We start from the raw sequence: 21558 nt of genomic DNA, 5'->3' as shown, positions 1-21558 counted from the left end.
AGCCCGACTCGGAAGTTCAGCCATGTTCGGGGCTGGAGCGGCGTTTGCGGGGGGCGGCGGAGCGGGGTGGCTGGGAGCGCATGTGGTCGCGTACGCGGGTCATGATGTCGCCGAGCAGGCGTACGTCGTCGTCGGTCAGGGGGTCGAACAGCAGGCGGCGGGAGAGTTGGACGTGACCCGGCAGGACGCGTTCGAGCAGGGCGCGGCCCTGGTCGGTGATGGTGACCAGGGTGGCGCGTTCGTCCTCGGGGGTGGCGCCGCGCGTGATGAGGCCGGCCTTCTCCAGCAGGCCGGCCTGGTAGGTCAGGCCGCTGCGGCTGTAGACGACGCCGTCGGCCAGTTGCGTCATGGTCAGGGGGCCGTCGGCGTGGTGGAGGCGGGCCAGGAGCGTGAACTGCACGTAGCTGATGTCGCCGTCGGCGCGTAGCTGCTGTTCGACCTGGTGCTCGAGCAGGCTGACGGCCTCTCTCAGCACGAAGTAGGCTCCCAACTGCTGGGGGTCGAGCGGTTGGACGTCATCGGCGCCGGCGTCATCGGCCTGTGGGATCACTTTTCCACCGTATCTATTTTGAATTCGTAGCACTGTGACGAGCGTCACCTCTCCCAAAGGTATTGCTTTGAAGTCGTAGCAGCGGGGGGGATCATGAAGGCAGTGCGGGTGTCCACCGGCCCGGAGGAGACGGCGGCGCTGGTGGAGCTGGTCGCTGACGGCGGGGCCTCCGTCAGCACCGCCGCCCCCGGGCCCGAGGGTGCCGGGCGGGGGTGCGTACGGTGCGGGTCTTCGTGCGCAGCGATGCCGCCCAGCTCCCCGAGCTCGTCGCCCGGGTCGACGCCGGGGATCTGAGGATCGACGTCGCCGGGCGGCGGACGCCGGCCGACCTGCCCGCCGTACACGACGAGGCCGCCGCCGGACGGCTGGCCGGCAAGACCGTCCCGACCTCCTGGCCGATACGGGAGCGCAACGGCGGCGCGTTTCTCATGCACCTGTCATGTACATGGCGTTAGAGCTTAACTACTATCCGTAACGAACGATGGTTGTTCGCCTACACATCGAGGAGGTTTCGGATGCGTGTATCGCCCCGTAAGGTAGCCGCGCTGATCGCCGTCGCCGGTGGCATGACCCTGCCCGCCACAGCCGCCCACGCCGTCGTCGATCCCGCGAAGGTCCAGGTCCTGGAGTCGGCCAGCAAGGTGGATCCCATACTGATGACCAACTGCACGACCGGCGGCGCCGCGGATCCCGTCGCCGCCGTGACCGTCCCGCCCGAAGTCCCGCTCGTGGGCTGCCTCACGCTCTGACCGGCCGGCGGTGCCATGCCCCGGCGGAAGGTGGCCGGGGCATGGCGGGGTGAGGAGACTTCAGAGGCCCTCTGCCGCGGGCGGGACGGTGAAGGTCTGCTTGAGCAGCCAGTCCGCGTACGAGTTCAGGCCGTGCGTGAAGTAGGAGCGGTTCGTGAAGCGCTCGGAGGAGAAGTCCGTCACCTCTTCCCCGTCGAGCAGGACCAGATGATCCTTGGGGTCCCGCAGCTCGCCGATCTGGCGGCAGGTGGTGCCGTGCCGGGCGGCCAGGGCCATCAGCGCGTCGAGCCGGCCGGGTGGCGTCGTGACGACGAGCTCCCAGTTGCCCCACGCCAGCATGAGGCTGCGGGGGTCGACGCGGAGCGCCTCGGCCACGTACGCGACGGGGGCCGACGGGGCCAGCAGCGACTCGTCGAGGTGGATGGACCCGCGGTTGCGTCGGGCCAGCTCCACCAGGCAGCCGCTCACACCGTCGGAGGCGTCCATGCAGGCCGTGACCAGCCCCTCGGCCGCCAGCGCCATGCCGATCTCCACCTTGGCGGAGGGCCGGTAGAGGGCCTGGTCGAGGGCACGGGAATCCTGGGGGTCGAGCCCGTCGAGCCGTACGTCGCGCAGCCGGGCGAGCACGGCCGACCAGAAGAGGCCCATGTCCCCGATGACGCACACCAGGTCGCCGGTGCTCGCGCCCGTCCTGGCGAGCGCGGTCCCGCGAGGGACGGTGCCCACGGCGGTGCCCGTCGCCGTGAAGACGTCGCCGTCCTTGATGTTGCCGCCGAGGACGGGGCAGCCCCACTCCTCGCCGGCCTCCTCGAGCCCGTCGAGGAACCGGTCGTAGTCGGTCATCGGCATGTCGGCCGGCATCACCGTCGAGACCAGCAGACCGGCGGGTCTGGCGCCCATCGCCGCCAGGTCGCTCACGTTGATGAGCACGGTGAGCCGGCCGTAGTGCCAGTAGTCGACGGGTTTCCCGTCGAGGTGCTGTTCGAGGAGGCAGACGACGGGGGTCGGGCACGGGTCCATGGTCATGACGATGTCGTGACCGGCGGGGACGGGCGCGAGCGTGGCGCAGTCGTCGGACTGGATGCCGAATCGGGGCAGGACGACGTCTTCGAGGATGGCGCGCTCGCCGTACTGTGCGAGGGTCGCGCCGGGACGCAGGTTCATTTCACGGGCCAAGGAAGGGTAGTAGGGAGCCGAGTGTGTCGTGGTGGAGTCGCACACTGTCGTGTCGCACGAAGCGTTCTTGCCACCGGAAGGGCCCGGTGTCGCCGGTCGTCCGCAACGCGATCTGGCGCAGCAGCTGGCTCGTGACCACCGGTCCCAGGTGTGCCACCTGGGCTGTTCCGGCCTCCTCCAGATAAATGTACGGCGCTCGCACGTCGTGCGGGGAGGTGACCCGCGTCCGGCTCACCGGGAGTCGGCCTTCTGCCAGAAAGGCGTCCAGCTCGTCGCCGATGGAGCCGACCAGCGCGGCCGGCAGGCAGTGCAGGTGCGCGTGGTCGACGCAGTTGCCGCCGCCGGACGGCTGGGCCGGGCCGTGCTCGACGAAGACCGTGCCGGAGCCGTCGTAGGCCGCCCGGAACAGCTCTCGTACGCGGTTCTTCGCCGATTCGACGACGTCGATGAGCCCCGGGTCGGCGCTCGCCAGCGCGGTGAGGTGTTCGGTGGTGACGATGAGGAGATGCCCGGGCGCGACGGGCGCCAGGTCGGGCATGACGAAGACGTTGTCGTCGCCCCACAGCACCCCGGCCGCGCCGGGCAGGTCCGCGACGCTGTTCATCCGGAACCGGAGCGGGTGGCAGAAGACGCAGTGCTCGTCGCCGTGGGCGCTGTCCAGGAGATCCGGGGCGGTGGCCACGATGGCCTGGCCCGCTCCGTCGGGTTGCGGGCGCAGCCCGAGGCGGTGGGCCTCGGCGAGCATCGAGTCGTGCAGGTCGGCCGCGTCCGCCGTGTGCACGCCGATCACGCCTTCGGCACGCACCGTACGGGCCATCTCACCGAGCAGCTTCTCCGGGTTGGGGGTGTCCGCTTCGACGTGGAGCCAGGCGCCGGCGAAGGCGGCGGCCGGGTAGGGGAGCTTGGAGTCGCCGAGAGGGGCGCGTCTCAGCGAGCGCGTGTGCCCCGGCGAATTCGATCCCGACCACTGCGCATGATGGGCTACATATCGCCCATCTGCCATCAATTGTGCCGCATCATCGTGGTGGCCGCCTATCATGACCACATCTCCCCATTTTGGGAGGAATGATACAAAATGCCCGAGTGAGAGTTTGCGAGATGACACCCTAGTCAGTATTGCATGCAATCCCTTGTGTTACTCCAGCCGCATAGTGCTCATAAAGTACGCAAGGTGATATGTGTATGAATGCCGGGTATCTCTCTAGACAACCCCTCAGGTAGATCGGCATTCCGTATGGCGCAAGCGATTGACGTAATGCACGTCGATGAGTGTCTGAAAGCTGCGCTCGGCCTCCTCAAGGCCACCTACACCGCCACACCCCACGGGGGCGGGTGGCACCACAGGCTGGCCGATCCCAAGCCGGCGGCGACCGCGACCGCCATCGCCCTGACCGCGTTCCACGAGCAACAGGTGGGGTTCGCGAATTTCGATGCCGGCCTGTCCTTCCTGCGGGCCAGTCAGGTGACCTCCGACGACCCCCTCCAGGACGGCGGCTGGTGGACCGAGACGCAGGCCCGGGTCCCGCTGATGGAGGCGACGGGCTGGGTGGCGAGGTTCCTGGGACACGCCCGGCTCCACCATGCGGAAGGCGGCCCGGACGTGGGGCGCGCGCTCTCGTGGCTGATCAACAACCAGAACGACGACGGCGGCTGGGGGTCGCATCGCGGATGCCGATCGCGCGTGTGGCTGACCTGCCTGGGCCTGCGCGCGCTGAACTGCCTCCACCCCCGGCACAAGGCCGTCGCGGACGGGGTCAACTGGCTCCTGCGGCAACAGGACGAGGGCAATTTCGGATGGAGCGCCAATGCCGGAGAGCAGACCACGGTGCCGCACACGTCTTTCGTGCTCCTCACCCTGTCGGAGATCAACGCGACGTGGCGGGACCAGCGTTTGCTGCGGGCCTATTCCTGGCTCTGCGAAAATGTCGATCCGACCATTATCGACGGGTCCATCGAGTCATATCACGTGAGCCCGTACCCGAATTCCAGAAATGACGACCGGGACCGCGACCAGGGATGGGATCAGGTCATTTACCATCACGCCCTGCCCATCGCGCTGTCGGCGCTCCTGCGCCACCCCGACGGCCCGCCCGCCGGTCTCGTCACCAGGGCCGCCAACACCATCATCCGCTCGCAGATCACCGAGGACGACGACAGGCGCTTCTCCGGCTACTGGCCGGGCCAGTACACCAGCAAGCAGCCGACGCTCTGGAGCACCTGGCCCTGCATGCAGGCCCTCCTCGACCTGAAGCGCGTGCCGTTGCTGCGGGCCGGGGACATCACGACCTGGTCGCGGGAGGCCGTCGTCGTGCAGCGCGGCAGCGCGCGGGACCGCTCGCCGGCCGCCATCCTGCGCGCCCATCACCGCAAGGTCGTGCTGCGCTCCAGGCTGACCCGTCACTGGCCATCGGGGCTGGTCGTGGTCTCCGTGGGCGCCGGCGGCCTGGCCGTCGGGCTGGGAGGTCTGGGCATGAAGGAGTTCGCCCTTTCGCTGATCTTTCCGTTCCTGCTCTTCGTGGTGGAGCAGCGCAGGAGGAACGGGCGCAAGAACCGCGAGGCCAAGGGCCGGCCGGGGAGACGTCAGCGCGAGGCCGTGTGAGCCGTGGCTCAGCTGACCTCCGGCTTTCCCGTCGCCGACAGGACCGCCTCCAGTTCGGCCTGCTGCTCCGGGGTGAAGGCGCGCCTGGGGAGGAAGGCCGCGGGTTGCCTGTCCACGAAGAGCAGCCAGAATTCCGGGCCCGTCACCACTTCGGTGAAGAAGGACCAGCGCATGGTGGTGGTGATCTGTTCCGTGCGGCATTCGTACCCGTCGCCGGTCAGGTGGAGCGTGGTGGGCACGCAGAGGTAGGCGAGCCGGCGCCTGGACATCCGGCGGATCGACCAGGTCAGTATGAAGGGGAACGCGACGGCTCCGGCGAACATGCCGACGCCCAGGGCGCGCCCGCCCGTCAGGACGCAGACGACGCCCGCGATCACCAGGATTGACGGGAGCAGCCGGTAGAAGAACCTGAGCTGGCGTTTCGCTCCCTGCTCGAAAGCCCGCACGACTTCGTCGGGAGTGGGGTCGTACTGAACGGTGAAATCCACCAGGCCGCCTTCGTGGGAAATATGCCGACAATCCTGCTGGACTCCGCTCGCCGGCGGCAACTTCGCGGGGTTCGGTTTCCCAGGAAATCTGGAGGGCGGATCGGTTGCCCGGAGGTTTCGTCCGGGATTAGCGTCGACGCCGATCTCCATCGTCTGTCAGAGGGGCAGTCATGTCCGTGGCGGGGAACATCAGGAGAGGCCTGGCGGTGGCGCTGGCCGTCGTGCTGGCCATGACCGTGGCCTCGCAGGCGGGGGCCGGGACGTCGTCGGCCGCGCCCAGGCGGCCGAACATCATCTTCTTCCTGGTCGATGACATGTCGGCCGAGTTGCTCCAGTACATGGACGCCGTGCGCGGCCTGGCCCACGACGGCACGACGTTCACCGACTACTACGTGTCCAACTCGCTCTGCTGCCCGTCGCGGGCCTCCATGTTCACCGGCCAGTTTCCGCACAACACGGGGGTCGCCACGAACACGGGGGCGGACGGTGGCGGTTACCGGGCGTTCGCACCGCACGAGGGGCGTACGTATGCCGTCGCGCTGGACCGGGCCGGCTATCGGACGGGTTACCTCGGCAAGTACATCAACGAATATCCGGTGGACGACGACTATCACGTGCCGGTCGGGTGGGACGAGTGGCACGTGGCGGCGGGCGGTGGATACAGCGAGTTCAAGTACCAGCTCACCCGCTACATCAAGGAGGAGACGGCCGGGGACAAGCCGATCGATCCCTCCGGCGGCACCTATCTGGTGGACGAGCTCGGGCAGCGCGCCGTGGACTTCATCGAGCGGTCTCGGCGGCACGCGCCGGGAGAGCCGTTCTTCCTCCAGGTCTCGCCGTTCGCGCCGCACGCCAGGATCGGGGCCAAGCCGGGTGACAAGGAGCCGCGCTTCCCGCCCGCGCGGCGGGACCGGCCGAAGAACCAGTTTCCCGCCGGGGAGTTCCCGCACGGGGACTGCGGCGGGCCCGACTGCGCCACCATCGATGTGGCCGCGTTGCCGGCGTTCGACGAGGACACGGCCGACAAGCCGTCCTGGGTCCGGCGGGCGCCCCTCGGGCCCAACCTGGTCAAGGAGCTGCGCAAGGACTTCCGGGACCGGATTCGGATGGTGCAGTCGGTGGACGACATGGTGGAGCGGGTGCTGGCCACGCTGACCGAGGCCGAGCGCCGGGCCACCTATGTGGTCTTCACCAGCGACAACGGGTTCCACCTGGGGCAGCATCGGCTCGTACGCGGCAAGTCCACCGCCTATGACCACGACGTACGAGTGCCGCTGCTGGTCAAGCGGCCGGCCGCCGGGCGGCGGGGTGACCTGGTGAGCGGGGACCTGGCCCAGAACGTGGACCTCTTCGCGACCTTCCTCGACATGGCGGGGGTGACGGCGGAGAACCGCGACGGGCGCAGCCTGTTGCCGCTCATCCAGGGGCGCAAGGTGCAGGACTGGCGTCAGGCTGCGCTGATCGAGCACGTCAAGCCGGATCCGGCCGCGCCCGGCGAGCCGGACCCGGATGCCGAGGAACCGCAGCCGGGCAACCCGGGACCGCCCAGCTACGCGGCCGTGCGGACAACCGGGGAGCTGTACGTGGAGTACGAAGGGGATCCGAGGCCCGAGTACTACGACACCGTGCGCGATCCGGGGCAGGAGTCCAACGACCCGGACCATGCCAGGACCGCCGATCTGAGCAGGGTGCTCGATCGGTTGAAGGGGTGCGGGCAGCCGGGCGCCGAGGACTGCTGGACCGCCTCGCGGCTCGGCTGACGCGCGCGCCGAAGGGCTGACGCCCTGGGGAGCGGCTGATCCCTGAGGATCGCTGACGCCTGGGAGCGGCTGACCTCCGCGGGTCGCTGACGCCTGGGAGCGGCTAGCTCAGCAGGCTTCTGACCTCGGCCAGCAGGTCCACCTGGGCGCGCCAGTCGCCGCCCGAGACGCCGATGACCGCGTGGGTCGCGCCGGCCTCGCGGTACTCGGCCAGCCGTTCGGCGGCCGCCTTCGGGTGGCCGGTGAGCGGGAGGTCGATGACGTCCTGGAGGGGGCGCCCGTAGCCGGTGGCGATGCCCGAGGCGGTCTCCTCGCGGGAGGGGAGACCGGGGCCGGTGCCCAGGGCCGCGGTGCCGCCGATCGCGATGAGCGGCGCCGGGCGGTCGTGCCCGGCGGCCAGCTCCGCCAGGCGGGCCCGGCCCGAGGCGACCTCGCGGGGTGAGATCAGGGAAGGGAACCAGCCGTCGCCGAGGCGGGCCGCCCGCCGGATCGCCGCCGCCGATGCGTTCCCGACCCACACCTGCGGCATCGCCACGGCGGGCGCCAGCTGGACGCTCGCCCCAGCACCGCCCGGCTCCTGCGGCTGCCCGGCCGCTGAAGCCGGCCCCGGCCCTTGGGACCGGCCGGCCGCCGACGGCAGCCTTGGTTCCTGGGACCGCCTGCCCGCTGATGGCAGCCCCGGTTCCTGGGGCTGCCCGGCCGCTGACGGCAGCCCCGGCTGCTGCTGGTGCCCGGGTTCGGACGGGAGGCGCGGCCGGCCGGGCGCGGGGGTGGCGTGGTCAGGTGCGGGTGGCTGGTCGGGAGGGGGTGGGGTGTGGTCGGTCGGCAGGGTGACCGGGTCGCCTGCCAGCAGCCGGGGGAGCAGTTCCAGCGCGAGGTCCGTACGCCGCCCGCGTTCCCCGTACGGAACCCCGGCCGCCGCCCACTGCCCAGCGCCGCCTCCGGACCCCACCCCGAGCACGAGGCGGTCGCCGGACACGTACACGAGGGTCGCGATCTGCTTGGCGGCCCAGGCCAGGGGGCGGATGGCCGGGATGAACACGCTGGTGCCGATCCGGATCCGGCTCGTGACGGCGGCGGCGGTGGCCAGGGCGATCGGCGCGTCCAGCGTCGGCCCGCCGACGGCCAGGTGGTCGCCGTGCCAGATGCCGTCCAGCCCCGCGTCCTCGGCGTGCCGGGCGGCCTCCTGCAGCGTGAGGCCGTCCCTGCGCTGGACGGCTACCCCGGGCAGGATGACGCCGATCTCGAAGAGTCCCATGCCGATACGGTGCAACCTCAAGCGAAGTTGATGTCAATCGGGGACGGGCCGGGAAAACCCGTGGCGCCGCCGGATGATCGAGGTCCACGATCCCTCCATGACAGACGACCGAATACGGGTGCGACCCGCTGCACAGGAGGACGCGGCCGTTCTGGCCGAGTTGAACGCCTTCGTCCACGATCTCCACGTTGAAGAGCGGCCCGACGTCTTCAGGACAGCCACCGGCGCGGACGAACTCCGCACCCTCTTCCGATCCTTCCTGGCCCGCGAGAGCTCCCTGGCCTACCTGGCCGAGTCGGGCGGGCGCGCGATCGGCTACGTCACGGCCACCGTCCACCGACGCGCCGGTGACGTGCTGACGCGGCCCAGGAACTTCGCGGCCATCGAGCACATAGCGGTGGATCCGGCGGCGGCCAGGGTCGGGGCCGGCTCGGCGCTCGTCGAGGCGGTTCGCGTCGCGGCCAGGGAGGCGGGCTGCACGAGCCTGGTCACGGACGTGTGGGCCTTCAACAAGGCGGCGCCGGCCTTCTTCGAGGACGGTCTGGGCTTCGCGCCGATGCGGCACTGGCTGGAGCAGGGGCTGTGAGCGAGCAGGCAGACGCGGCCCCGGCCGGAGCGCGGGACATGACCGGCGCGGGCCCTGATGGCGCAGGGGACATGAGCGGCGCGGCCCCGGTCGTGGGGGAGCGGCCCGGCAGGGGGCCGCGTAGGTTCGCGGATCGGGAGCGGCTCGGCGGTCTGGTGCGCGAGGCCTTCGGGCCCCGCTGCCGGCTCACCGGGGTGGACCGGCTCCGAGGGGGCAGCAGCAAGGGGGTCTATCGTCTCTCCTTCGACAGCGGGCCGAGCGTCATCCTCTACGTCTGGTCCGAGGACGAGGACTTCTGGGACAACGCGGCAAGCGGCACGCAGCCGTCCGGGTTGCGGCTCTTCGAGGCCGCGCACGCGCGCCTGAGCTCCCTCGGCGTACGCGTTCCGCGCCTCCATTTCGCCGACGCCGGCCACGAGCACTACCCGGCCGACGTCGCCCTGATCGAGGACGTCCGCGGCGGCACGCTGGAGGAGCGGCTCGGCAGGGACCCGAAGGCGCTGGACCGGCTGGCGGGCAGCCTGCGGGCGATGGCCGGGTGCCGGTCGCCGGAGCTCGGGCGGGTGGCGCTGGTCGAGAGCGGCGAGGGTCTGCGGCGGTCCTGCCCCGAGCTGGTGCTGGAGTGGGCGTTGCGCGACCTGGCCGAGGCCGCGTCGCGGGTCGCGACGATCGGGCAGGCCCGAGAGGTGCTGGAGGAGAAGGCGCGGGAGCTGGCCGCGAGGGTGGAGCCGCGCCCCGACCACGGCCTCATCCACGGCGAGCTGGGGCCCGACCACGTGCTGATGGACGAGCACGACGAGCCGGTGCTCATCGACATCGAGGGCACCATGTTCTTCGACGTCGAATGGGAGCACGTCTACCTGCGCATCCGCTTCCACGACCACTACGCGGCGCTGCGCGTCGACGGGCTGGACGAGCGCAGGCTGCGGTTCTACCGCCTGGCCCAGCACCTGTCGCTGGTCGCGGGGCCGCTGCGGCTGCTCGACGGGGACTTCCCCGACCGGGAGTTCATGCTGGGCATCGCCCGGCAGCACACGGAGGAGGCGCTCGGCTTCCTGCGGACGTGACGTAACCCCTTGTGTACGGTTACGGTGCCGATGTGCCGGGCCTTGCGCGCCTGGTGGAAATCGTCAACTCTTAGGAAGGTTTCCTATTAGTTAGGGGAGTCACCAGTGCGCGTAAGGCAGGTCTTAGCGGCCCTGTGTCTCCTGCTGGCCGCCGCGTGCGGTCAGGACGAGCCCGAGCCGCAGGTGAACGCCGAGGACGTGATGTTCGTCCAGATGATGGTGGAGCACCACCGGCAGGGTATCGAGATCGCCAAGGTGGGCACGTCCCGCGCCACCACTCCCGAGCTGAAGACGCTGACCGCGGCCATCGAGAGCACGCAGCAGGGCGAGGTCGAGATGATGCTGCGCTGGCTGCACTCCTGGGACCAGCCGCTCACCCCGGCCACGAGCGCCCACGACCACCACGGCGGCATGCCGGAGACCGACGTCAAGCAGGTCCAGGCGCTGAAGAAGTCGAAGAACTTCGAGTATGACCTGTGCAACCTGCTGATCGCGCACCAGGACGACGCCGTTCAGATGGCCGCCGCCGAGGTGTCGGGCGGCGCCAACCCCGAGGTCCAGCGGTGGGCGGCCCAGGTGCAGAGCTCTCGCAAGGGGCAGATCGACATCATGATGAACCTGATCAAGAAGTAAGACGGCCGCGATCCACGCCATCACCCGTCTCTGGGGCGAAAAACACTTTCCTCATAGACGCCGATCGCCAGAAGTGATTAGATCACTTGATATGTCCGAGGTAACGCGGCCCACGCTTTCCGACGCTCTGACCGAGCGCATGCTGGAGCTCATCCGTACGGGAGGGCACCGGCCCGGCGACAGGCTGCCCTCGACCAGGGAGCTCTCCCAGCGCTTCGCCGTCACCACCCCGACGCTGCGCGAGGCGCTACGCAGGCTCGAGGCCACCGGGGCCATCGAGATGCGGCACGGCTCCGGCATCTACGTCGGGGCCGACATCGAACGGCTGGTCCTGCCCAACCCGAACATGCGCGAGATCCACGCCGCCCAGCTCCTGGAGCTGCTCGGCGCGCGCATCGTGATCGAGCCGCCGCTGGCCGCGATGGCCGCCGAGCACGTCGGCCGCGAGGAGCTGGCGGCGCTCAAGCGGGTGCTCGACGAGGCTGGCAGGCACCTGCGCGGCGAGGACGCCGAGCTGCACGACGCGAACATGACCTTCCACCGGGCGACCGCCCGGATGGCGGGCAACAGCGTGCTGCACGAGGTCGTCGACTCGCTGCTCACCGTGCACGGGCCGGAGCAGCGCGAGATCCTGCAGATCTTCGACGACCGGCGCCGTGACTACGACGAGCACCTGGCGATCCTGGAGGCCATCGAAGCAGGCGACGCGGCGCAGGCCGAGGCGCGCATGCGGGCCCACCTGGTCGACGTGAAGACGGTTGTAGAGCACAGGTTGCGAACCCCCCGATAAGAACCAAGGAGGCCGGCCCATGTTCCGGTCACGTGTGGCCACGCTCGGCGTGGCGGCGCTCGTCCTGACCGCCTGCGGTGGCAACGGCGCCGAGACGCCGCAGAAGAAGACCGAACTGACGCTGTACAACGACAAGGGCGCGTGGACGAAGTACTTCGACCAGATGGGCGCGCTGTCCAAGCAGAGCATCGGCCTGGGCATGAAGCCGACGGGATACACCGACTCGGCCCAGTACCAGGCGTTCATCAAGGCGTCTTTCCGGACGAACGTCAAGCCCGACCTGTTCACCTGGCAGACCGGGGGGATGCTGGAGGAGATCGTCAAGCAGAAGCAGGTGGCCGACACCACGGCCGTCTGGCAGGAGGCGATCAAGGCCGGCGACCTGTCGCAGGACCTCGCCCCCTACTACACGATCGGCGGCAAGCAGTACTGCGTGCCGATGAACGTCGCGTACTGGGGCATGTTCTACAACAAGAAGATCTTCGACAAGTACCGCCTCAAGCCCCCGGAGACGTGGGAGGACCTGGTCGCCACCGCCGAGACGCTCAAGAAGAACGGCGTCAAGGCCTTCTACCACACCAGCGTGCTGTTCTCCTTCGTCTGGTTCGAGCAGCTCATGGCCGGCACCGACCCCGACCTGTACGACCGCCTGTCCACCGGCAAGGCGAAGTACACCGACCCCGGCGTGGTCCAGGTGATGGAGAAGTGGAAGCAGCTCATCGACGCCGGATATTTCATCAACCCGGGTGACAAGACGGACCCCGGCGACGTGATGAAGAACGGCAAGGCCGCGATGATCTCCTTCGGCACCTGGTTCAACACCAGCATGACCCAGCGGAGCATGAAGGCCGGCACCGACTACGACTTCTTCGTCATCCCGAACGTCAACGCGTCGCTCCCCAAGACCTCGATGATCTTCGAGAGCGGGCCGCTGTGCTCGCTGACCAAGGCGGCCGACCCCGACGCCAGCATGAAGTACCTCAAGTGGTGGACGACCTCGCAGGCCCAGGAGAAGTGGGCGACGAGCCGGGGTGACGTGAGCGCCAACCCCAAGGTGACGATCGACGACAAGGCGCTCGGCACCGTCACCAAGGACGCGGGCGGCGGCAAGTACCGCCTGGTCAACCGCTACTTCGAGGCCACGCCGCCGCCCATCCTGACGGCCGCGCTGGACGGCTTCTCCAAGTTCGTCACCGAGCCGGACACCTACAAGGAGGTCCTGGACACGATCCAGAAGGCCGCCGACGAGTACTGGAGCACGCATCAGTGAGTGCACGCCCAATGCTCGGGCGGTTCCGGCACGGTTACGTGGCGCCGGCGGCCCTGCTGGTCGCCGGGCTGCTGTACGCGCCGTTCCTGTGGACGGCCTACCTGAGCCTGACCCGGTACGACGGCCTGGAGCCGCCGCGGTGGATCGGCCTGGCCAACTTCGCCAAACTGTTCGACGACGCGGCGCTGCTCACCTCGACCCGCAACACGCTGATCTGGGTGATCGGCACCATGGTGCTCCCAGTCGGGCTGGGGCTGCTGGTCGCGGTGCTGTCCTACGACATCAAGGGCGGCGCGTGGTTCCGGGTGCCTTTCATGCTGCCGTACGCGCTGAGCGGCGCGGGCCTGGCCATGGTGTGGAGCCCGATCCTGTCGCATGACGGCGTGGCCAACCTGCTGCTGGGCGTGGACACCGCGTTCCTGCAGGAGTCGCCGGCCAACACGTTCGCGATGCTCGCGGTCTGGACGTGGCAGCAGCTCGGCGTGAACACGTTGCTGTTCGTGGTCGGGCTGCAGTCCATCCCCAAGGAGCCGATCGAGGCGGCCCGGCTCGACGGGGCGTCGGGGTGGGGGCTGTTCCGGCACGTGATCTGGCCTCTCATGCGGCCGCTGACGGCGGTCGTGGTCGGGCTCGCGCTGGTGGCCAGCCTGAAGACGTTCGACATCGTGTGGGTGCTGACGCAGGGCGGCCCGGGGCGCAACTCCGAGACGCTGGCGGTGACCATGTACAAGGAGACGTTCGTGGCCAGCGACTACGGCTACGGCTCGGCGGTGGCGGTGATGCTGACCGTCGTCACGGGGCTGGCGTCCTACCTGTACCTCCGGAGGCAGGTGACGGCCGCATGATCAGACGGGTCGTGCTGGTCGTGCTCGGGCTGATCTGGCTCGGGCCGACGTACCTGCTGCTCGTGAACGCCTCCCGGCCGGCGGAGTCGTACGATCCGAGCAGGGCGTGGGTGCCGTCCGGCGACTTCGCGCTGCTGGAGAACTTCGGCCGGGCCCTGGAGGGCGCGAACCTCACGCAGAGCCTGGCCAGCACCGCGCTCTACAGCCTCGTCTCGCCGCTGCTCGGCGTGATCATCGGGGCGCTGGCCGGGTACGTGATCGTGGTGTTGCGGCTCAGGCACGGCTTCTGGTGGTTCCTGCTGATCTTCGGCGGCACCGTGTTCCCCTCCCAGATGCTGCTCGTGCCCCTCTTCGTCGGCTACAGCGACGCCGGCCTGTACGACAGCCGCGTCGGCATGATCCTCATCTACACGGCCATCAACGTGCCGCTGGCCGCGTTCGTCCTGCGCAACTTCTACACCGGCGTGGCCTTCTCGATCTTCGAGGCCGCCCGGATGGACGGCGCCTCGACCTGGCGCATCTTCTGGCGGATCTACCTGCCGATCTCGTTCACCGCGCTGACGGCCGTGTTCATCCTCGAGTTCACCTTCATCTGGAACGACCTCATCTTCGGCCTGACCCTCACGCAGACCGAGGACGTGCGGCCGGTGATGACCGCCATCGCGGGCCTCATGACCGACGTGTACGCCGGCACCCCCGTCCCCGTCGGCCTGGCCGCCGGGCTCGTGGTCTCGCTGCCGACGGTCGTGCTGTTCCTCGCCACCCAGCGCCTCTTCGCCAGGGGCCTGTCTCTAGGGAGTGTTCAATGACCAGCCGGTTGCTCCAGCGCAGCCTGGGGAGCCCCGACTACGACGGGATCAGGCAGGCGCTGCGCGACGACACCTCGACGCCCGTCATCAGCGTGCGCGGGCTGGAGGTACGGGTCGCGGTGCTGCCGCTGTTCACCCACGACGGCCGCCAGGCGGTCCGGGTCTCCAGCACCGAGCCGCTCACGCACGTGCTGGTCGGCGTGGACAGCGCGTCCGGCACCGACGTGACGCTGCTGGTGCCCGAGGTGGACGCGCCGCGCGAGCTGACCCTGGAGTGCCGCGACGACGCCGGGGTGGTCGGCACCGCGCAGGTCACGGTGACCCCGCAGCGCAAGTGGAGCGTGTTCGTGGTGCACCACTCGCACCTGGACATCGGCTACACCGACCCGCAGGGCACGGTGCTGCGCCACCACCTCGACTACCTCGACGCGGCGCTGCGGCTGGCCGAGGAGACCGCGTCCTGGCCGGACGACGCGAAGTTCAGGTGGACGGTCGAGTCGTCGATGCCGGCGCTGAAGTGGCTCGACGCCCGGCCCAAGGAGATGGTCGACTCGTTCGCCGCCCTGGCCAGGGCCGGCGTGATCGAGGTGACGGCGCTGCCGTTCCAGCTGCACACCGAGGCGTGCTCGACCGAGGAGCTGTACCGCCAGCTGCGCTTCACCGCCCAGTTGGAGCGGCAGCACGGCTTCGCGACCAGGTCGGCCATGCACACCGACGTGCCGGGTGCGGTCGTGGGGCTGGTGGACGCGCTCAGCTCGGCGGGCGTGCGCTATCTGGCCGCCGCCCACAACTGGGCCGGGCGGTCGGTGCCCTACCTGCACGGCGGGGACAAGCTCACCAGGCCGTTCCGGTGGCGGGCGCCGAGCGGGAACGAGATCATCGTGTGGTTCACCGACACGCCGCACGGGATGGCGTACATGGAGGGCAACACGGTCGGGCTGACCGACTCCTACGAGCTGGCCGACGACCTGCTGCCGCGCTACCTGTCGGCGCTGGCCACGCGGGGTTACCCGTACGGGCCGGGGACCTTCGGGTGGCAGGGGCCGGACGCGCCGAAGGAGCCGTACGAGCTGGACGTGCTGCACCTGCGGGTGCAGGGCGCGCACGCCGACAACGCGGGGCCGTCGATCGTGCCCGCGTCGATCGCGCGCCGGTGGAACGAGCAGTGGGCCTACCCTCGCCTCAGAAGTGCGGTGAACAGCGACTTCTTCGAGCACGTCGAGGAGCGCTACCACGACCGGCTGGCGGTGCACGAGGGCGACTGGACCGACTGGTGGGCCGACGGGCTCGGCTCCGGCGCGCGCCCCCTCGGGTACGTACGCCGGGCGCAGTCGGCCCTGCGCGTCGCCGAGACGCTGCACACCATCGCCGGCGTGGACGCCACCGAGCAGATCGACGCCGCCTACGACAAGGTCGCGCTGTTCAACGAGCACACCTGGGGCGCGGCCAACCCGTGGGAGGACGCCGAGGAGGCGGGCGACTCCGGCGGGCTGCAGTGGACGCGCAAGTCCTCCGGCGCGTACTCGGCCCAGGACGACGCGGCCGACCTGCTGCACGCGGCCGCCCGCAGGTTCGCCGCCGCCCTGTCGGAGTCGGGCACCGAGGGCGGCGCCCTGGCCTCCTTCGCCGTCTTCAACCCCGGCACCTGGACGCGGACCGACATCGTGCGCGCGTTCCTGCCGAGGGACGTGGTGGGCGTGGACGTGCCGATCGCGCTGGTGGACTCGCGGACCGGCCGGACGCTGCCGCACCACGAGGAGTTCGTGGACCCGGTGGACTGGCCGACCCGGCCGATCGGGCGGCACGTCCACGCGGTCGTCCCGGACGTCGCCGGGTTCGGTTACGCCCGCGTCGACGTGGTGCCGGGTGAGGGCCAGGCCCCGGAGCCGGTCGAGCTGGACCCGAGCGGGGTGATCGAGAACGAGTTCTACCGGGTGGCGTACGACGTGCGCGAGGGCTACCTCAGCTCGATCTTCGACAAGCGCGCGGGCCGGGAGCTGGTCAACGGTGACGCGGCGGCCGGCTTCGGCCAGTACGTCTACGACCAGTACGCCACCGCCCCGCACTTCAACCACCTGTCGGGGCACGTCGGCGCGCACGACCGCACGCTGCTCGGTGACCGGGCCATCGGCAGGCACGCCACCATCACCGAGGCCAAGCGGACGGCCGTGGGCGAGAAGCTGGTCGTGGAGCTGAGCGGCAAGGGCGTCGACTGGATCCGCACCACGATCGAGCTCTACCGCGGCGTGCCCCGCCTCGATCTCACCTACCAGCTCGCCAAGCAGGGCACCCCGGCCAAGGAGGCGGTCTTCCTGGCCTTCCCGTTCGCCGCCGGCCGGCCCACCGCCTGGGAGCTGACCGGCGGGGTGGGCGGCCCGGACGCGCCCCGGGTGCCCGGCTCGGCCGAGTACATGCTGCCGATCAGGCACTGGATCGCCTTCGAGGACCCCGAGCTGACCGTCGCCTGGGCCACGCTGGAGGCGCCGCTGGTGCAGCTCGGCACCATCCACATGCCGTACGCGCCGTTCCCGCCCACCCTCGACCAGGAGGACGGCACGGTCTACTCGTGGGCGCTCAACAACATCTGGGACACCAACTTCCCGGCGCAGCAGCAGGGCGAGACCACGTTCCGCTACGCCGTGACCTCGGAACCGGGCGTCCAGGGCAGGCGGCTCGGCGCGGCGGTGGCCTCCGGGCTGTGCGAGCCGTTCGTGGGCGCATTGATCACCGACAGCCCCGACGTCTCCGAGACGTACGTGTCCGTGGACCACCCCGACGTGCTGGTCACGTCCCTGGGCTGGGACGGCGTGCGGCTGCAGTCGCTGGCCGCCGAGCCGGTCGAGGTCAGGGTGTCGATGCCGGGGCAACAGACGGTCGAGGTACGGCTGCCCGCCTGCGGGGTGGCCGTCGTCAGGGGGACGCGCCAGTGAGGATCGTTGACATCAGGGCCACGACGGTCGCCGTGCCGCTGGAGGCGCCGCTGCGGCACAGCAACGGCGCCCACTGGGGCCGGTTCGTCCGCACGATCGTCGAGGTCGAGGCCGACAACGGGCTGATCGGCCTGGGGGAGATGGGGGGTGGCGGGGAGAGCGCCGAGTCGGCCTTCCGCGCGCTGATGCCGTACCTGAAGGGCCACGACCCCTTCCAGCTGGAGGCGCTGCGCTTCAAGATCGCCAACCCGACGGCCTCGCTCTACAACAACCGAACGCAGCTGCTGGCCGCCATCGAGTTCGCCTGTATCGACCTCGTCGGCCAGCACCTCGGCGTGCCCGCCCACGACCTGCTCGGCGGGCGCGTACGCGACGAGGTGCCGTTCGCGTCCTACCTGTTCTTCCGGTACGCCGCCGACGGTCACGCCGAGATCCGCACCCCCGACCAGCTCGTCGCGCACACCGCCGCGCTCAAGGAGGCCCACGGGTTCACCGTGCACAAGCTCAAGGGCGGGGTCTTCCCGCCGGACTACGAGCTGGAGTGCTACCGGGCGCTGGCCGCGGCGTTCCCTGGCGACCGGCTGCGCTACGACCCGAACGCCGTGCTCTCGGTGGCCGAGGGGCTGCGCTTCGGCCGGGCCATCGAGGGGCTGAACAACGACTACCTGGAGGACCCGGTCTGGGGGCTCGAAGGGCTCAGGCTCGTACGCGAGCAGGTCCGGGTGCCGCTGGCCACCAACACCGTCGTGGTCAACTTCGAGCAGCTGGCCTCGAACGTCCTGCGCAGGGGCGCCGACGTGGTGCTGCTGGACACGACGTTCTGGGGCGGCATCAGGCCGTGCGTGAAGGCGGCCGGGGTGTGCGAGACGTTCCAGCTCGGGGTGGCCGTGCACTCGTCGGGGGAGCTGGGCATCCAGCTCGCGACCATGCTGCACCTGGGCGCGGTGCTGCCGAACCTCACCTACGCCGCCGACGCGCACTACCACCAGCTCAGGGACGACGTGATCGAGGGCGGCAAGATGGCGTACTCGGAGGGCGCCATCGCGGTGCCGTCGGGGCCGGGGCTGGGCGTGCGGCTGGACCGGGAGCGGGTGGCCCGCTACGCCGAGCTCTACCGGGAGCTGGGCGGCTACCCGTACGACCGGGACCCCGGGCGGCCCGGCTGGTACGCCACGGTGCCCAACGAGCGCTTCGCGGACCCGTACCGGGAAATCGCACCATAATGGGGCGATATGTCTGAAGAGTCAAAGCCTGCCGCCCCTGCCGACAACCTCGTCGCCACCTCCCACACGCTGCCGTCCGGCCAGTCCTACACCGCCACCACCGGCACCATGGTGCTGCGCGAGGAGGTGATCACCGACGGCAAGTTCGAGGGTCTGCGACCGAAGGCCGAGGTGTTCGTCACCGCGTACACGCTGGACGGGGCCGAGCCGCTGAGCCGGCCGGTGACGTTCGCGTTCAACGGCGGGCCCGGGTCGTCCAGCGTGTGGCTGCACCTGGGGGTGCTCGGGCCGCGCCGGGTCGTGATGGGGGACGCCGGGGCGCTGCTGCCGCCCCCGTACGGGCTGGCCGACAACGAGGAGAGCCTGCTGCGGGTGAGCGACCTGGTCTTCATCGACCCGGTCTCCACCGGGTTCTCGCGGGCGGCCGAGGGGGAGAAGGCGGAGCCGTACCACGGGTTCACCGGCGACCTGGAGTCCGTCGGCGAGGTCATCAGGTTGTGGACCACCAGGAACGGGCGGTGGATGTCGCCGAAGTTCCTGGCCGGGGAGTCGTACGGCACCGTGCGGGCCGCCGGGCTGGCCGACCACCTGCAGTCGCGTTACGGCATGTACCTCAACGGCGTGATGCTGATCTCCTCGGTGCTCGACTTCATCACGGGCGAGTTCAACGAGGGCAACGACCTGGCCTACGCCCTCTACCTGCCGACCTACGCGGCCATCGCGCACTACCACGGGCTGCACGGGGACCGGCCGCTGGCCGAGGTGTTGCGCGAGGCCGAGGAGTACGCGGGCGGCGACTACCTGTGGGCGCTGACCCGCGGCAACCGCCTGACGCCCGAGGAGCGTGCGGCCGCGGTCGCCAGGGTGGCCGCGCTCACCGGGCTGAGCGAGGACTACGTGGACCGGGTGAACCTGCGCATCGAGCACATCCGGTACTTCACGGAGGTGCTGCGCTCCCGGCGGCAGATCGTGGGCCGGCTCGACGGCCGCTTCACCGGCTGGGACCCCGACTCCGGCGGCGAGCACTTCACCGCCGACCCCAGCATGGACGCGATCATGGGTCCCTACAGCGCGGCCCTCAACCACTACCTTCGCTCGGAGCTGGGCTACGCCAACGACCTGCCGTACGAGGTGCTCACCTCGCGCGTGCGGCCCTGGTCGTACAAGGAGTTCGAGAACGCGCACGTGCAGGTGGCCTCGCGCCTGGCCGCCGCCATGCGGGCCAACCCGCACCTGCGCGTGCACGTGGCCTGCGGGTATCACGACGGCGCGACCCCGTACTTCGCCGCCGAGCACACCTTCGCCCACCTGCCCGTGCCCGCCGAGCTGGCCGGCAACGTGGAGTTCAGGTACTACGAGGCCGGCCACATGATGTACGTCCACGAGCCCAGCAGGCTCGCCCAGTCAGCGGACCTGGCCGCCTTCGTGCTCGGCGAGCAGGCGTGAGGCCCGGCTCAGGCGCTGCCTGAGGTTGGCGCGCAGGGCGGCGAAGCGGCCCGGGTTGTCGCGGATGACGGCCCGCTGCAGCTCGGCGTCGGCCGCGTACCAGGCGGCGACCAGGCCCGACGACCACTTGCACGTGGTGTCGGCGGTCGCGGTCTGCCGCTCCTCCTCGCTCACCGCGGCCTCGTCGAGGTTCCAGCGGCCGTCGGCGATGGCCGCCTCGGGAGCGGGATAGGAGTGGCCGGCCTGGCTCATGCACGACTGCCAGCGCTTGATCGCCGCGGTCACCGACGGGTGCTTGGCGGCCTGTTCCAGCGTGAGCGAGTCCTGCAGGGACAGCCACGGCCAGTCCGCCTTGCGCGCCCCCTTGTCCAGGGTGAGCGTCGCGCGGTCCAGGCAGCCGCGGTCCGCCGCGGTGCCGTACAGGCGGTGCCGGGTCCGTTTCGGCAGCTTGGTGGCCCAGGCGCCGGTCGTGTCGGGAGAGGGCGGCCTGGCCAGGTGGTAACCGTGACGCTTGGCGGCCTCGGTGTCGGTGACGCCGTAGCGGCGGGAGTTGCCGGGGTCCACGGCGGCGAGTTCGGCCGGGTCCTCGGCCGGTGGGGCGACGCTGATGCCCTGCTTGCGCATGCATCGGACGACGAGGTGGTTGTGGGCGTTGCCCAGGACGGCCCGCTGCTCGGGAGTGGTCTTGTAGGCGTCGAACGGCAGCACCAGCTGCGACACCTTGGTGACGCCCCGCACGGGCGTCGGTGGCGCGGGCTCGTCGGCGCCGCAGGCCGCGGTGGTCGTCACCAGCAACAGCGCGCTGGCGAGGAGACCGCGGCAGCCGGTTTCCGGCGGCCAAGCCCGGAAACCGGCACTCCCCTTATTGCTCAGTGGCACCAGATGTCGATCGCGCTGGTGCGGTTGTTGCCGATGGCGTTGTTCGCCAGGAAACCGTCGTTCGAGTTGTGCGTGAACGTGCTGTGGGCGCCGGTGTAACCCGGGTGCTGCCAGAGAGTGGCGCTGCAGCCGATGCGGTTCCTGACGGAGCTGGTCTCGTTGTTCATGCTGTGCCAGGAGTTGCTGAAGTCCCAGTTCAGCCAGTTGTTGTCGGCGAAGTTGGAGTCGTCCTTGACGAAGTCCCGCCAGTGGTCGACCTGTCCGCGGTTGTAGTCGAAGCCGGCGTACAGGCAGACACGACCGCCGTAGCAGGTCGAGCGGGGGCTTGCCACCGCGGCGGCAGCGGGGACGACCGCCGCGAAGATAGCGGCCGCGGCGACGAAGCCGGCGGCCTTCTTGGATAGCCTCACAGGTCTCTCCTCATGGGTGAGTCGTTTCGACCTCGTAACTTAGCGTGCCGAATCGAATACGAGCCGTCGTGACTCGCCGATTCCATAAGG

At 70.1% G+C, this 21558-nt stretch carries 21 protein-coding genes; 14 read left to right on the top strand and 7 right to left on the bottom strand.

Going from position 1 to position 21558, the window contains the following annotated elements:
• Positions 1-16 precede the first annotated feature (16 nt).
• Complete coding sequence (locus AB0J69_RS12135) at positions 17-550, bottom strand: MarR family transcriptional regulator (RefSeq protein WP_364115873.1); 534 nt, start codon at positions 548-550, stop codon at positions 17-19.
• 212 nt (positions 551-762) lie between these two features.
• On the opposite strand from AB0J69_RS12135, the gene AB0J69_RS12130 reads away from it, so the two are divergent.
• Both AB0J69_RS12130 and AB0J69_RS12125 read left to right on the top strand, forming a co-directional pair.
• The gene (locus AB0J69_RS12130; RefSeq protein WP_364115870.1) at positions 763-1005 is read left to right on the top strand and encodes a hypothetical protein; all 243 of its coding nucleotides are present in this window, start codon (positions 763-765) and stop codon (positions 1003-1005) included.
• Between the two features lie 60 nt (positions 1006-1065).
• The gene (locus AB0J69_RS12125; protein WP_364115867.1) at positions 1066-1299 is read left to right on the top strand and encodes a hypothetical protein; all 234 of its coding nucleotides are present in this window, start codon (positions 1066-1068) and stop codon (positions 1297-1299) included.
• A 60-nt stretch (positions 1300-1359) separates the two neighbouring features.
• Here AB0J69_RS12125 and AB0J69_RS12120 read toward each other — a convergent pair whose 3' ends face one another.
• Both AB0J69_RS12120 and AB0J69_RS12115 read right to left on the bottom strand, forming a co-directional pair.
• Positions 1360-2475, bottom strand: coding sequence for an AIR synthase related protein (locus AB0J69_RS12120; RefSeq protein WP_364115864.1), 1116 nt, complete (start codon positions 2473-2475; stop codon positions 1360-1362).
• Complete coding sequence (locus AB0J69_RS12115) at positions 2465-3478, bottom strand: HIT domain-containing protein (protein WP_364115862.1); 1014 nt, start codon at positions 3476-3478, stop codon at positions 2465-2467. The genes AB0J69_RS12120 and AB0J69_RS12115 overlap by 11 nt, the downstream gene beginning before the upstream one ends.
• A gap of 183 nt (positions 3479-3661) precedes the next feature.
• On the opposite strand from AB0J69_RS12115, the gene AB0J69_RS12110 reads away from it, so the two are divergent.
• Positions 3662-5074 carry a prenyltransferase/squalene oxidase repeat-containing protein gene (locus tag AB0J69_RS12110; protein ID WP_364115859.1) on the top strand — a complete coding sequence of 471 codons (1413 nt, stop codon included), beginning with the start codon at positions 3662-3664 and terminating at the stop codon, positions 5072-5074.
• Positions 5075-5082: 8 nt separating this feature from the next.
• On the opposite strand, the gene AB0J69_RS12105 is transcribed toward AB0J69_RS12110, so the two are convergent.
• On the bottom strand, positions 5083-5562 hold the full coding sequence (locus AB0J69_RS12105; protein WP_364115856.1) for a YcxB family protein: 480 nt from the start codon (positions 5560-5562) through the stop codon (positions 5083-5085).
• A gap of 170 nt (positions 5563-5732) precedes the next feature.
• On the opposite strand from AB0J69_RS12105, the gene AB0J69_RS12100 reads away from it, so the two are divergent.
• On the top strand, positions 5733-7322 hold the full coding sequence (locus AB0J69_RS12100) for a sulfatase (RefSeq protein ID WP_364115853.1): 1590 nt from the start codon (positions 5733-5735) through the stop codon (positions 7320-7322).
• 103 nt (positions 7323-7425) lie between these two features.
• On the opposite strand, the gene AB0J69_RS12095 is transcribed toward AB0J69_RS12100, so the two are convergent.
• Positions 7426-8580, bottom strand: coding sequence for an LLM class flavin-dependent oxidoreductase (locus AB0J69_RS12095; RefSeq protein WP_364115850.1), 1155 nt, complete (start codon positions 8578-8580; stop codon positions 7426-7428).
• Between the two features lie 97 nt (positions 8581-8677).
• On the opposite strand from AB0J69_RS12095, the gene AB0J69_RS12090 reads away from it, so the two are divergent.
• The 10 genes from AB0J69_RS12090 to AB0J69_RS12045 all read left to right on the top strand — a co-directional run bounded on the left by AB0J69_RS12090 (position 8678) and on the right by AB0J69_RS12045 (position 20179).
• A complete protein-coding gene (locus AB0J69_RS12090) occupies positions 8678-9166 on the top strand; it encodes a GNAT family N-acetyltransferase (RefSeq protein ID WP_364115847.1) in 489 nt (162 codons plus the stop codon).
• Positions 9163-10233, top strand: coding sequence for a phosphotransferase (locus AB0J69_RS12085; RefSeq protein ID WP_364115844.1), 1071 nt, complete (start codon positions 9163-9165; stop codon positions 10231-10233). Before AB0J69_RS12090 ends, AB0J69_RS12085 begins: the two co-directional genes overlap by 4 nt.
• Before the next feature lie 105 nt (positions 10234-10338).
• Positions 10339-10866 carry a DUF305 domain-containing protein gene (locus AB0J69_RS12080; RefSeq protein ID WP_364115842.1) on the top strand — a complete coding sequence of 176 codons (528 nt, stop codon included), beginning with the start codon at positions 10339-10341 and terminating at the stop codon, positions 10864-10866.
• A gap of 91 nt (positions 10867-10957) precedes the next feature.
• The gene (locus tag AB0J69_RS12075; RefSeq protein WP_364115839.1) at positions 10958-11656 is read left to right on the top strand and encodes a FadR/GntR family transcriptional regulator; all 699 of its coding nucleotides are present in this window, start codon (positions 10958-10960) and stop codon (positions 11654-11656) included.
• Between the two features lie 19 nt (positions 11657-11675).
• Positions 11676-12926 (top strand): ABC transporter substrate-binding protein, encoded by a 1251-nt coding sequence (locus AB0J69_RS12070; RefSeq protein WP_364115836.1) that lies wholly within the window; start codon positions 11676-11678, stop codon positions 12924-12926.
• Positions 12923-13771, top strand: coding sequence for a sugar ABC transporter permease (locus tag AB0J69_RS12065; protein ID WP_364115834.1), 849 nt, complete (start codon positions 12923-12925; stop codon positions 13769-13771). Before AB0J69_RS12070 ends, AB0J69_RS12065 begins: the two co-directional genes overlap by 4 nt.
• Positions 13768-14580 carry a carbohydrate ABC transporter permease gene (locus AB0J69_RS12060; RefSeq protein WP_364115831.1) on the top strand — a complete coding sequence of 271 codons (813 nt, stop codon included), beginning with the start codon at positions 13768-13770 and terminating at the stop codon, positions 14578-14580. Before AB0J69_RS12065 ends, AB0J69_RS12060 begins: the two co-directional genes overlap by 4 nt.
• Positions 14577-17510, top strand: coding sequence for a glycoside hydrolase family 38 C-terminal domain-containing protein (locus AB0J69_RS12055; RefSeq protein ID WP_364115828.1), 2934 nt, complete (start codon positions 14577-14579; stop codon positions 17508-17510). Before AB0J69_RS12060 ends, AB0J69_RS12055 begins: the two co-directional genes overlap by 4 nt.
• Positions 17507-18733 (top strand): enolase C-terminal domain-like protein, encoded by a 1227-nt coding sequence (locus tag AB0J69_RS12050; protein ID WP_364115825.1) that lies wholly within the window; start codon positions 17507-17509, stop codon positions 18731-18733. The genes AB0J69_RS12055 and AB0J69_RS12050 overlap by 4 nt, the downstream gene beginning before the upstream one ends.
• A gap of 9 nt (positions 18734-18742) precedes the next feature.
• Positions 18743-20179: a peptidase S10 gene (locus AB0J69_RS12045; RefSeq protein ID WP_364115822.1), complete on the top strand. Its 1437-nt coding sequence runs from the start codon at positions 18743-18745 to the stop codon at positions 20177-20179.
• On the opposite strand, the gene AB0J69_RS12040 is transcribed toward AB0J69_RS12045, so the two are convergent.
• A complete protein-coding gene (locus tag AB0J69_RS12040) occupies positions 20138-20968 on the bottom strand; it encodes a hypothetical protein (protein ID WP_364115819.1) in 831 nt (276 codons plus the stop codon). The genes AB0J69_RS12045 and AB0J69_RS12040 overlap by 42 nt on opposite strands.
• Positions 20969-21048: 80 nt before the next feature.
• Complete coding sequence (locus tag AB0J69_RS12035; protein ID WP_364115816.1) at positions 21049-21468, bottom strand: peptidase inhibitor family I36 protein; 420 nt, start codon at positions 21466-21468, stop codon at positions 21049-21051.
• Positions 21469-21558 lie beyond the last annotated feature (90 nt).

The sequence above is a fragment of the Nonomuraea sp. NPDC049709 genome (assembly GCF_040674815.1).
Lineage (GTDB): Bacteria > Actinomycetota > Actinomycetes > Streptosporangiales > Streptosporangiaceae > Nonomuraea.
This window is presented reverse-complemented; position numbering and strand designations above follow the sequence as displayed.